This window comes from Staphylococcus sp. GDX8P54P, from assembly GCF_017893165.1.
Classification (GTDB): domain Bacteria; phylum Bacillota; class Bacilli; order Staphylococcales; family Staphylococcaceae; genus Staphylococcus; species Staphylococcus borealis.
Genome location: NZ_JAESMM010000081.1, coordinates 1 through 12,662 on the forward strand (window position 1 = coordinate 1; position 12,662 = coordinate 12,662).

Sequence of the window (12,662 nt, forward strand, 5' to 3'; positions counted from 1 at the left end):
TCAATTTTGATAAGTAGAAATGGTAAAAACATTGTATAGCATTTTACACAGGAGTCTGGACTTGACTAGATATGGAGTCAATAAATAATGGAATTAGACGTATTGATAATGCCTCATATAGCAAAAATGGAATTTTCTATTCATCCAGATTATTGGGAAGATGATATGAAAAGAGTTAAAGGTTATTTATGTCGTACGATAGTTTAACAATGGATTTCACCATACTACCATATAATAAATGAAATAGATGAAGTGAATTGGGTTGATGTAAAAGTCAAGGTATGGGAGGTATCTACCACATAATGGATATTCTACTTATTATAATCGTATTTGGTCTGTTTTATTTAGTACATTTTACATCTGTTATGCATTCAGGTGGTCTTAAAGTATTGCCAGTAATGACATATATTATAGCGTTCATTTTATATTTAATACCTGTGATTCTCATAAAAGAAGAAAGTGCAAATCAGTTTGAAAACTTGATGCTCATATTGAATATAGGTGTGTTACTGTATGGAATTATGGGTGTAAGGGGATTATGGTCTAGACCCTTAAAAATAAAGATTCAAGAGTTAAATAAGGCACCAGATAAAATGATTACACAACAGAAGTATGACAAAATTGAAAGTATGAAAATTAATTTAGACATAGCTAAATATAAAGGAATCATATCACTACTGATGTCGTTGATATTTATGATCACCATGTCAATTAAAGCATCCTCACAGTATAGAGAAGATTTTGCAATTGGAAATTTTTTCATACTTTATATTTTTATCGCACTATTTGTTATTTACATAATCATAGATATCATTTTAAGAATAATAAAAGGACGATGGAGACTTATTTCTATAAGACCATTATTGATGTCAATATGGGTAATTATTCTCATTATGATTTTAATAATACATAGGTAGGGAGATAAATACATCGACGTTTTTGAGACAACATTTAATACATAGTACTATTGCACAAGAAGAGGGGGGGATTTACACTCTCTTTTTGTGATAAATAAATGATTAAGAAAAAATTCATCCACAGTGTTACCAAATAGTCTTGCCAAATTAAATGCTAATGTCTATGTAGGATCACATATTGTTTTCTATTACATTAATAATTAGTTATTATCCCGATATATGTGAGAATGATGTTACCTAAAAAAAGAAACTACAATTTTAAAATATGTTGTTTTTCTAGTATCGAATATATCGCACACCTCAATTTCTACCGTTGTTTAATATGTTTCTTCTCATTAGTTGAGTCATCGTATGAAATCATTTTGCATTTCTCCACTCACCAGTGTTATAATTTAGTTAACAAGGAAACTAGCATAGATGCACCAATCCCCTCACTATTGCCGTAGTGAGGGGATTTTTAGGTGTGGCTATGGTCGCCTATTTATTATTGCGATTACGTAGCCAATGCGTGAATATCGCAATAATACAACCACTGATGACTGTGGTCGTGATGTGAACAAGGATTTCTAGCATAGATTAGCACCTCCTCTCTACGCCTAAATTGACGCCTGAGAGATAGGCGACCAGTATATTATATCATCTCCAAATACACGCTGATAGTTTACTTCAAATAAGTAATTTTATAGTAATATTTCCCAAGATTTAACCTATATACTGTTCTTTTTATTACTCAATTTATCAAAATAGATGATGATACTTATATATCCTAAATGCTTCAAAACTGAGAAGTATCACCTACATGCACTATCTAAATTATGCTATAATGTGGTGTATTAATTAGAAGCTAAGGTGAGGCAAACGTTGGATAAGAATATACACATTCAAACGAAGCAAGTCTTAAAACAAAATGGTGAAAAACAAAAATTTGAATTTGCTACTCAAGGTTCTTGGCAAACAAAGAATGCAGATTATATTCGTTACCAAGAAAAAATTGAAGATGCAGTCGTTAATGTAACGATTAAAATCGAAGCGCGAGGCGTCAAATTAATACGCAAAGGCGATATTAATATGAATCTTCACTTTGTAGAAGGTCATGATACGACTACACTTTACGATATTCCAGCTGGACGTATCCCTTTGACTGTTAGAACACGTAGTATCTTGCATTTTGTGAATGAAAATGGTGGGAAGCTAAAAATTCAATACGAGTTACATCAAATTGATGAAAAAATGGGCTCATATCAATATGAAATTAATTATAAGGAGATAGGCGAATGAATATTATTGATCAAGTAAAAACAACTTTAATACAAGAAATTGAAACAAGTATTAAAAAAGCTGGTCTTGCTGAAGATATTCCAGATATCAAAGTTGAAATACCAAAAGACACTAAAAATGGAGATTACTCAACTAATATCGCAATGGTATTAACTAAGATTGCGAAACGTAACCCACGTGAAATTGCTCAAGCGATTGTTGACAACTTAGACACAAGTAAAGCGAATGTGAAGCAAGTAGATATCGCGGGTCCTGGTTTTATTAATTTCTATTTAGATAATCAATATTTAACTGCAGTTATTCCAGAAGCGATTGAAAAAGGTAATCGATTTGGTTATGCTGAAGCATCTAAAAATAAAAATATCTTATTAGAATATGTTTCTGCCAACCCAACTGGCGATTTACACATTGGTCATGCAAGAAACGCTGCTGTTGGTGACTCACTAGCTAATATTTTAATTGCAGCAGGTTACAATGTAACACGTGAATATTATATTAATGATGCTGGTAATCAAATTACTAACTTGGCACGTTCAATTGAGACACGTTTCTTTGAAGCGCTTGGTGATACAAGTCATGAAATGCCTGCAGATGGTTATAATGGTAAAGATATTATCGAAATTGGTAAAGACTTAGCTGATAAGCACCCAGAAATGAAAGATTATTCTGATGAAGAACGTCTTAAAACATTTAGAAAACTTGGTGTTGATTATGAAATGGATAAATTGAAAAAAGACTTAGCTGATTTCAATGTCCACTTTGATAATTGGTTTAGTGAAACATCACTATATGAGAACGGTGCTATTGATAACACATTAGCTAAAATGAATGAACTCGGTTACACATATGAAGCGGATGGTGCAACTTGGTTACGTACATCTGATTTTAAAGATGATAAAGACCGTGTGTTAATTAAAAAAGATGGTAATTACACTTATTTCACACCAGACACTGCGTATCACTACAACAAAATTAATCGCGGTAACGACATTTTGATCGATTTAATGGGTGCCGATCACCATGGTTACATTAATCGTTTGAAAGCAAGTTTAGAAACGTTTGGTGTAGATAGTGATCGTCTTGAAATACAAATTATGCAAATGGTGCGTTTAATGCAAGACGGTGTCGAAGTGAAGATGAGTAAGCGTACCGGTAATGCGATTACCTTACGTGAAATTATGGATGAGGTTGGCATTGATGCTGCACGTTACTTCTTAACAATGCGTAGTCCGGACTCTCATTTTGATTTTGATTTAGAACTTGCAAAAGAAAAATCACAAGATAATCCAATTTATTACGCGCAATACGCACATGCACGTATTTGCTCAATCTTGAAACAAGCAAAAGAGCAAGGTGTTGAAGTTACAACTGATGCAGACTTCTCAACAATTACAAATGAAAAAGCGATTGAATTATTGAAAAAAGTAGCTGAATTTGAATCAACAATTGAAAGTGCAGCAGAAAGTCGTGCACCACACCGTTTAACGAACTATATTCAAGATTTAGCATCTGCATTCCATAAATTCTACAATGCTGAAAAAGTATTAACAGATGATGCAGAAAAAACGAAAGCACATGTAGCTTTAGTAGATGCAGTTAGAATTACACTACACAATGCATTAACATTAGTTGGTGTATCAGCACCAGAAACGATGTAATCAAGAGAATTATATAAATTTTGATATCACCCTCATAAATTTCGATTTGTGAGGGTATTATTATGTAAAGATTGGAGTGAGTGTATGCCAACGCTTACGACTGAAGCACTTTATAACATCTTATTAAACAATATGGGCCCGCAACATTGGTGGCCGGCTGAAAGCCCTGAAGAAATGATGCTTGGTGCGATATTAGTGCAAAATACGAATTGGAACAATGCAGATATGGCGCTAATGCGTTTACAGGAAGAAACCTGTTTTGATCCTCAAACCATTTTGGCTTTACCATTAAATGAACTACAAGACATTATACGTTCTAGTGGCTTTTTTAAAAATAAAGGGAAGGCCATTCATGCGTTATTCAATTGGCTAAGCCAATACAACTTTGACTATGATGCCATTGCGCGTATGCATGGTGATACGCTCAGACAGGCATTGTTAAACATACGTGGTATAGGTAGTGAAACGGCTGACGTGTTATTGGTGTATCTTTTTCAAGGAATCGAATTTATTCCTGATCGATATACACGACGCTTGTATCATAAATTAGGCTATTCAAACACAGAGAATTACGATAAATTTAAAAAGCATATAACACTACCAGATTATTTTACAAATCAAGATGCCAATGAATTTCATGCATTATTAGATAACTTTGGGAAACATTATTTTAATGGCAAAGGAAAGCAGAAATATACGTTTTTAGATCATTATTTTATAAAAAATGATTGACTTTAACGTTACGTCATAGTGCATACTCCTGAGTAGATGAGTGAGGTATGAATGATATTGAAAATAAAACAAAGTGGAGAATAATACAATGTTAAATCACAACTATTTTACACCGAGTGAAGTGAGCAAAGTGACGACGGTTAGTACAAGAACATTGCGTTACTATCATGAGATTGGTTTACTAGTACCTAGTTATGTAGACGATAATGGCTATCGCTACTATCATTCACAAGATATTGCAAAGCTACAAACGATCTTATTTCTTCGACAGCTCAATTTATCTCTCGAAGATATTCAATTATATTTTCAACAAAGTATTACTAATAAAAATGCAATATTAGAAGATAACTATGCCCAAATTGTTCAACGACGTAATCAGCTAAATCAAATCATTGATTACCTCAAACATCATCTAATAAATCATAGAAACGAGGAGATTAATATGGACCAATTCAATCAATTTGATGTGACAGAACAATATGATAAAGAAGCTGAATTGAAATATGGCGATACGGATTATTATCAGTCATATAAACAACGTAGAAATCAAATGGATGATTCTGATAAGCAGAATAATGATAAAGATACAAATGACCAATTCAACCAATTTTTCAATGAAATGAATCACTTATTAGAAAATGGCTACGCAGCGGATGATGTGCATGTATATCAAAATATTGAAGCTTTAAAAGGCATTTTACAACGACAAGTGCCTAATGCGGATAATCAATTTTTAGAATATATCGCACTTACTTATGAAAGTGATGATCGCTTTGCTAAGAATATAAATAAACATCGCAATAATCACTTGAATGAGTATATCGCAAAAGCAATCCAAGCGTATATCAAATAAAGTGTTTCCTTCAATCCTTTATTATGTAATGATTATACTGAATCATATTTAAAGGAGACGCTATAATGATTGAGTCGTACCAATTATTTTGGAGAAATTATTTTAATGTACAAGGTCGTACACGTAGACGACATTACTGGTATGCAACACTCGCGAATATTATTGTACTCATTTTATTAAGCATACTTACCGACGTACTCACTTGGATAGTTGGCGGTGGCGATATGTTTTTCAAGATTATTTATGAAACGATTGATGTCATTATTCTAATCGGAACATTCACCATGTCGGTGCGTCGATTTCATGATGTTGGACGTACGATGTTAATACCATTAATTATGTTAGTGTCTATGTTACTAAGAGGATTAATTGTATTACTCGAAACGATATCTGATACGTATTTAAATCAATTTTACGCTGATGTTTCTTTAATGGCTTCAACTGTAGTCGTACTTGTTATATCAGTTATATTATTAATTATCTCTATTTTCGCATTAATTTACTGCATTGCGGATAGTGAACAAGGTACAAATGAATATGGACCTAACCCCAAAGCATAGTGAGTGTTAAAACTAAGCATTGAATATTTCTAAATTTAGAAGTATTCAATGCTTTTTTACTACTGATTATTTCTCAAAATAAGTGATAATATAAAATTACACAATTAAATATAAAAAAGTTAAATTAATATTGAATAATATTTGTTATGATTAATGCATACATATACTAAAGATAGAAAGGAATGTGTAGTCGTGTTAAATAAAAAAATGTGGATAGTACTATGTATAATGATGCTGGTACTTGTCGCTTGTGGTCAAAATAATCAACACAAACAAGCAAACAATGAGAGTAATAAATCAGATTCAAATTCAAAAAATCAGTCATATCATCGTATCGTGTCACTTATGCCTAGTAACACGGAAATTCTTTACGAATTAGGACTTGGGAAAGATATTGTTGGTGTTTCAACAGTAGATGATTATCCTAAAGATGTTAAAGAAGGTAAGAAACAATTTGATGCAATGAATTTAAATAAAGAAGCATTGTTAAAGGCGAAACCAGATTTAATATTGGCGCATGAATCTCAAAAAGGGACGTCAAAAAAAGTGTTAGATAGTCTTGAAAAAAATGGTGTCAAAGTGGTTTATGTGAAAGATGCACAATCTTTAAATCAAACATATGATACTTTTAAACAGATAGGTAAAGTCACTGGACGTGAACGTGAAGCGCAAGACCTTGTAGATGAAACGAAGCATAACGTTGACAAAGTAATCAAGTCAGTGCCGAGACATCACAAATCACAATCTGTTTTCATGGAAGTGTCTTCTAAACCAGAAATCTATACAGCGGGTAAACATACATTTTTCGATGACATGTTGACACAATTAGATGCTAAAAATAGCTTTTCAAATATAGAAGGTTGGAAGTCAGTGGATAAAGAAAGTATCATCAAAAAGAACCCAGACATTTTGATCTCTACAGAAGGTCTGTCTAAATCAGATTACTATAAAATCATTAAAAAGCGTGATGGTTTCCGTCAAATTAAGGCAGTGAAAAATGGACGTATTGAAACTGTGAATGGTGATGAAATTTCACGTCCGGGTCCTCGTATTGATGAGGGTTTGAAAGAATTACGTGATGCCATTTATAAACGATAAATGGCTATAAAAAGGTAACACTGCACATTCGTAGTGACTAACTAAATAGAGAAGACGCTTGATATTAAGTGCTTATCTTTACGTGGCTGAAGCCTCAATAAAAAAGCATTTCATCAAGAAATGCTACAAGCTAGGCAAGCTGGGAGTGGACGACGAATTTTAAAAGAATTCTGTTCCAGTCCCATTCTTTTATATCATCAGTTATAATAGAAGAAATTATAGAAAGATAGTTGATGAGTTGATAAAATGACAAGGAATATTTATTTCACAATGCTAGGTTGGATCATCTGTTTAATTGGTGTGATAACACTCTATTTATTATGGGATATGGGTAATTTAGCAGATTCATTTAATCAAATGATATTGCTGAAAGTTAGATTGCCACGAATTATTGAAGCTATGTTAACGGGTGCAATACTAACCTTAGCAGGCCATATGTTTCAGACTGTGTTGAATAACCCATTAGCGGATAGTTTTACATTAGGATTGGCTAGTGGTGCAACGTTTGGCTCAGGTTTGGCCATTTTTTTAGGATTATCTTTTATTTGGGTACCTATCTTTTCAATTGGCATCAGTATTATCACACTATTAATTGTATTGATGATTGCAGCAACTATATCTCGTGGTTATCCGGTGAAGATTCTTATTATTACTGGATTGATGATTGGCGCACTTTTTAATGCATTCTTGTATATTCTTGTGTTAATTAAACCTAGTAAGATGAATCAAATCGCAAATTACTTCTTCGGGGGATTCGCGGCGGCAGAAACGAGAGAAGTTATTTACATAGGACTAATAGCTATACCTTTTATCATCATTTTATTTACTATGATACCTGGGATTAAGTTATTACAATTAGGTGAGTTGAAGAGTCAATCATTAGGTTTAAATGTGCAACAAGTGATGTTTATCGTACTTACTTTAGCGTCTATGATAACGGCAGTTGCAGTGGCTTATACGGGGATTATTGGTTTCATCGGTATGGTTGTACCCCAATTGGTAAGACGTTATTATTGGCGATTTACGTTAGGAATTCACATGGTATTAAATTGTTTAATCGGTGCTACAATGATGTTAATTGCAGATTGGGTAGGCAGTACGTTAATTCATCCTGTACAGATACCTGCTAGTATTATATTGGCTTTAATTGGTATTCCAACATTGTTTTACATTTTGCTTAAACAATTTAGACGTACTTAAATACACATTTGATCACAGCATACTTATGTTGGGTTATTATCTTAAAGAAGACTTTTTGATAAAATGAGAATAATTATAGAGTTAAGAGGGAATTGACAATGGACTTAAGTCATATAAAAGCAGTTGTGTTTGATTTAGAAGGTACATTATTAGATAGAACAAAATCTCGTGATAAATTCATTGAGGAACAATACGAACGATTTCATGATTATTTCGTACACGTTCAATTAGCGGATTTTAAACAGAAATTTATTGAATTAGATGATGATGAAGATAATGATAAACCCGATTTATATAAGGCAATTATTAAGCAGTTTCATATCGATCGTTTAACGTGGAAAGATCTGTTTAATGATTTTGAAATGCATTTCTATCGCTATGTCTTCCCTTATTATGACACGTTATATACTTTAGAGAAATTATCACAAAGCGATTATGTTTTAGGTGTGATTGCAAATGGTAAATCTAAAATTAAACAGTTTCGTTTACATTCATTAGGTTTAGGGCACGTGATTAATTATTTATCAACTTCTGAAACAGTAGGATTTCGTAAACCCCATCCTAAAATATTTGAAGATATGATTCACCAATTAGATGTTCAGCCAGAAGAAATTATGTATGTCGGTGATGATGCTTTAAATGATGTAGCACCAGCACGTGCGATGGGCATGGTAAGTGTGTGGTTTAAACATGATGACGCTGAATTAGAACCTTTAGAAGAAGAAGTTGATTTTATTATTACAACGAGTGAAGAATTATTATCAATATTACCAATTCAAATCAAACAAGGAGGAGATGCATAAGATGGATTTATTTACTAGAAAAGGTGGTTTATCCCTACATTACGATACTATGGGTGAAGGCTACCCTGTCGTCTTAGTACATACAGCATATGAAAATGCTTCTATATTTCAAAATTTAGCAAAAGATTTGGCAAAGTCTTTTCAAGTTGTCTTACTTGATTTAAGAGGACATGGCTATTCAGATAAACCAAGAGAGATTAAATTTATTGAATTTGCAGATGATATTATACAATTATTGGATTATTTGTATATAGACGAAGCAGCATTTGTAGGACATGAGATGGGGGCAGCGATTATTGCTGATTTAGCAGAACGCTATCCTAATTATGTATCATCACTCATTATGGTGACACCAACATCCATTGAAGGCGAATTGCCTGAGGAACGTTTATTTAGAAAGTACTCTCATAAAATTCGTAACTGGGACGATGAAAAACAAAACAAATTCTTAGAAAAGCGTCGTTATCATAAACCAAGAAAAGTGAATAAGTTTTTAAAACATGTTGAAGATACTAATGCTATTTCTACTAAAGAAGAAACGCAAGCGGTTGAAGATGTCTTTAAAGAAGCAGCAATATCAAATGTATTTGAACGTGTGACGAAACCAACGTTAATCATTGCAGGTGAACATGGTGAGCGTATTACAACACTTGAATCTAAAGAAGTAGCCGATTTAATTAAAGAGGCGCAGTTTGATGTTTATGCACAATCAAGTCTATATCCTTTTGAAGAAGAAAAAGAGAAATTTGTTGAAGATGTAACACCATTTATTAAGAAATTTATGCCTGAGCACTAATGACGGGTTTCAAAAACGCCGCCAAAACTTTTTTGTTACATAAAATAACTTAATTTGTAATATTTTTGTAATAATACTGTTATTTAAGTAACAATTAGGGTATACTATGAATAAGCACAAGACGAGAAACAAGATAAAGGAGAGAGTGCTTATGAAAAAATTAGTAGCGGCATTTTTAGTCTCAGGACTAGTAATGACAGGAGTAAGCGTTAATCATGCTGAAGCAGCTAGCGGAAATACAATTCAAACAGTTCAACAATTAACACAAGGTCAAAAATCTCTAGAAAATATTACGCTTGGCGAATCAATCAAAAATGTTTCAAACAAATACGGTACACCGATTTATTCTAAAAATCCAAGTAACAATGAAGGATATTATGAATATCGCACTAATAAAGGTTTACTGGTTGTAACTGCAGTAGGTAAGAAGAACCAAGGCCATGTTACAAGAATTTCTATGACTTATAATGAAGCCAATGGCCCAACGTATAACCAAGTGAAAAAAAGCTTAGGACAAAATGCGATTGCGCGTGTTCAATATAACAAAGTAAGTGGTAACTTTGGTTATATCCAAAAAGGTAACACAAGCTATCAATTTGGCTCAAACTCACCACAAGATAAAAACATCAAATTATATCGTATTGATCTTGCTAAATAATTAAAATTCTATATATGTTATCAATCAATCACTAGGAGTACGACGTCAAATGCCAACTTTTAAATGACGTCTTGCTCCTATTTTTTATGGTTAAACAGAAAATAACGTCAATGTATGATAAAATTTTAAATTGAACCATTAACTATTCGTGTCAATCTAACGAAACTATAGCAAAGGAGTAACCTATGAGAACCAATGATAAAGTGTTACTTGAGAATATAAATGATTACTTTAGTCATAAAGGAATGGCACCTAATTTAATCGATGATATTAAAGAAAATTTGCGTACAGATTTGAAGAAATCTGAATCAAAAGATCAAGATTATCTAGATTATAGAGGTAAATCTCCAGCACAAATTATTTTGATTATTCAACGGAATTTATTTGGGTTACAAACGAATCCTGTTATTTTCTTTATTATGAATTTTATTTTAATTTCGTATCTTTATGATAAACAATACGTGCCATTCCAGGCGGCGACAGCTATTTCAATTTTCTATTGTATTATTATTTTTCCGTTAACGATTTTTATCAATATACGGATTGATAAGAAGAAATTTCTCTATAGTAACCGTTTTGAAATGATATTAGGATATACTGTCGCCATTATTGCATTAATCTTAATTATTATGCGTGCGTTTAATTTAAACTGGGGAATCGTTCCAATCACTATTTATAGTCATCAAGTTGTCTTTTTTATAGGTATTATATTAAGTTTAATAGGTATTTTCTTTAAAAAGATGGAGTACACAGCTATTGGCTTGTTATTTTGTCAAAAGACGGTTGATGCTGTAATCACAAAACCTGAGATTGCACAAATCTTTTCTTTAGTTATTTGGATTTTAATAGTTGTACTCATTATTTTTTACACAATTAAATTATCATCGAGAACTAGGGTTTAGTTCTTAACACATAGACAATCACCTGTATTTTTGAGGTGGTTGTTTTTTTGTTTAAATATTAATTTTATATAATAATTTATGAAATAAAGTTGAGAACATTCATAGCGTAACTTTTAAAGAAGTGGGTATAGTAACAATTAAGGGAGGTGCCAACATGAAAAAAATCGAAACGTTAAACCAAACAAAATTAGCTTATCAAGATGAAGGACATGGCAGCCCCGTTATCTTAATACATGGCTTAGATGGTAATTCTGCAGCGTTTGATTTATTAAACAAACAACTACAAGAGAACTATAGAGTGATTGCATACGATGTTCGAGGACATGGTAAATCATCACGTCCTGATTCATATGATTTAGAAGATCATGTCGAAGATTTATATGTACTAATCAATAAATTAAACTTAAAGAAAGCACATATATTAGGTCATGATATGGGAGGTATTATTGCTAGAGAATTTACTGAGAAGCATGAAAAACATGTATTATCTTTAACCATTATCTCCTCTAAAGCTGAAGATATCGTTCATGGTTTTACGAAATTAATGATTGAGCACCAAGATGAAATTGCAGGGTTTAATAAATCTGAAGCGCTACTGTTACTATTCCCCTATATTTATAAAGAAAAAGAATCAGCGATGAAATGGATTCAACGACAACGATTATATAGTAAACAGAATTCTGAGGATAGTGCCATAGCCAGTAGGGCGCTTTTAAATACAGCATATGTAAATCAAGGGTATACACATTACGTTAAAGTACCTACACTCATTGTAAATGGACGTTATGATCCAATTATAAATGACAAGGAACATTATAAAATCGAAGAACGATTCCAAAATGTTGAAAAAGTTTTATTTGAAGAATCAGGACATGCACCCTATGTAGAAGAAGAAGATAAGTTTCTAGTCTTATATTTGAACTTTTTAGAAAATGTTGAGCAGATAGTAGAAGTAAATCATTAAGTTTAGTTATTTGAGAAAGACAGTTTCTATTGAAATCATTTAGAAATTGTCTTTTTATCATTGTTTTGAATGTATTCAACACGTTTTATATTAAATGTATTAGCTTAAATTCGGCATCGAGCTAACAATATAAAAGTATATAAAACATACTAAGATTAGCTGTGAAGAAATCTATGACGATAGATTTTTTCACAGCTATTTTTTATAGTTGTAGAGAGAAGTAGACTGTGCGCTCCCTTGGAT

Annotated in this window: 14 protein-coding genes; 13 read left to right on the top strand and 1 reads right to left on the bottom strand. The window is 32.2% G+C overall.

The features are described from left to right. Nucleotides 1-302 precede the first annotated feature (302 nt). Complete coding sequence (locus tag KA909_RS13260) at nt 303-917, top strand: DUF5080 family protein (protein ID WP_193839688.1); 615 nt, start codon at nt 303-305, stop codon at nt 915-917. Between the two features lie 477 nt (nt 918-1,394). On the opposite strand, the gene KA909_RS13265 is transcribed toward KA909_RS13260, so the two are convergent. Beyond that, nucleotides 1,395-1,490, bottom strand: coding sequence for a type I toxin-antitoxin system Fst family toxin (locus KA909_RS13265; protein WP_011276553.1), 96 nt, complete (start codon nt 1,488-1,490; stop codon nt 1,395-1,397). Nucleotides 1,491-1,778: 288 nt separating this feature from the next. Between KA909_RS13265 and KA909_RS13270 the strand changes: the two genes are divergently transcribed. The 12 genes from KA909_RS13270 (at nt 1,779) to KA909_RS13325 (ending at nt 12,419) form a co-directional block, all read left to right on the top strand. Then, the gene (locus KA909_RS13270) at nt 1,779-2,195 is read left to right on the top strand and encodes a YwiB family protein (RefSeq protein WP_193839687.1); all 417 of its coding nucleotides are present in this window, start codon (nt 1,779-1,781) and stop codon (nt 2,193-2,195) included. After that, a complete protein-coding gene (argS, locus tag KA909_RS13275) occupies nt 2,192-3,853 on the top strand; it encodes an arginine--tRNA ligase (protein WP_075109426.1) in 1,662 nt (553 codons plus the stop codon). The genes KA909_RS13270 and argS overlap by 4 nt, the downstream gene beginning before the upstream one ends. A gap of 84 nt (nt 3,854-3,937) precedes the next feature. After that, nucleotides 3,938-4,585, top strand: coding sequence for an endonuclease III domain-containing protein (locus tag KA909_RS13280; protein ID WP_210130327.1), 648 nt, complete (start codon nt 3,938-3,940; stop codon nt 4,583-4,585). A gap of 88 nt (nt 4,586-4,673) precedes the next feature. After that, nucleotides 4,674-5,438: a MerR family transcriptional regulator gene (locus tag KA909_RS13285; RefSeq protein ID WP_075109393.1), complete on the top strand. Its 765-nt coding sequence runs from the start codon at nt 4,674-4,676 to the stop codon at nt 5,436-5,438. Between the two features lie 65 nt (nt 5,439-5,503). Further along, nucleotides 5,504-5,998 (top strand): DUF805 domain-containing protein, encoded by a 495-nt coding sequence (locus KA909_RS13290; protein ID WP_193839685.1) that lies wholly within the window; start codon nt 5,504-5,506, stop codon nt 5,996-5,998. Between the two features lie 207 nt (nt 5,999-6,205). Beyond that, complete coding sequence (locus KA909_RS13295; protein WP_193839684.1) at nt 6,206-7,096, top strand: ABC transporter substrate-binding protein; 891 nt, start codon at nt 6,206-6,208, stop codon at nt 7,094-7,096. 246 nt (nt 7,097-7,342) lie between these two features. Beyond that, nucleotides 7,343-8,296 carry a FecCD family ABC transporter permease gene (locus KA909_RS13300; protein ID WP_193839683.1) on the top strand — a complete coding sequence of 318 codons (954 nt, stop codon included), beginning with the start codon at nt 7,343-7,345 and terminating at the stop codon, nt 8,294-8,296. Between the two features lie 98 nt (nt 8,297-8,394). Next, complete coding sequence (locus KA909_RS13305) at nt 8,395-9,099, top strand: HAD family hydrolase (protein ID WP_070854521.1); 705 nt, start codon at nt 8,395-8,397, stop codon at nt 9,097-9,099. A gap of 1 nt (nt 9,100) precedes the next feature. Further along, complete coding sequence (locus KA909_RS13310; RefSeq protein ID WP_193839682.1) at nt 9,101-9,895, top strand: alpha/beta fold hydrolase; 795 nt, start codon at nt 9,101-9,103, stop codon at nt 9,893-9,895. A 151-nt stretch (nt 9,896-10,046) separates the two neighbouring features. After that, nucleotides 10,047-10,553: an SA0570 family protein gene (locus KA909_RS13315; protein ID WP_193839681.1), complete on the top strand. Its 507-nt coding sequence runs from the start codon at nt 10,047-10,049 to the stop codon at nt 10,551-10,553. Nucleotides 10,554-10,738: 185 nt separating this feature from the next. Further along, on the top strand, nt 10,739-11,455 hold the full coding sequence (locus KA909_RS13320) for a hypothetical protein (protein ID WP_053030736.1): 717 nt from the start codon (nt 10,739-10,741) through the stop codon (nt 11,453-11,455). 154 nt (nt 11,456-11,609) lie between these two features. Next, nucleotides 11,610-12,419, top strand: coding sequence for an alpha/beta fold hydrolase (locus KA909_RS13325; protein ID WP_053030734.1), 810 nt, complete (start codon nt 11,610-11,612; stop codon nt 12,417-12,419). Nucleotides 12,420-12,662: the final 243 nt, after the last annotated feature.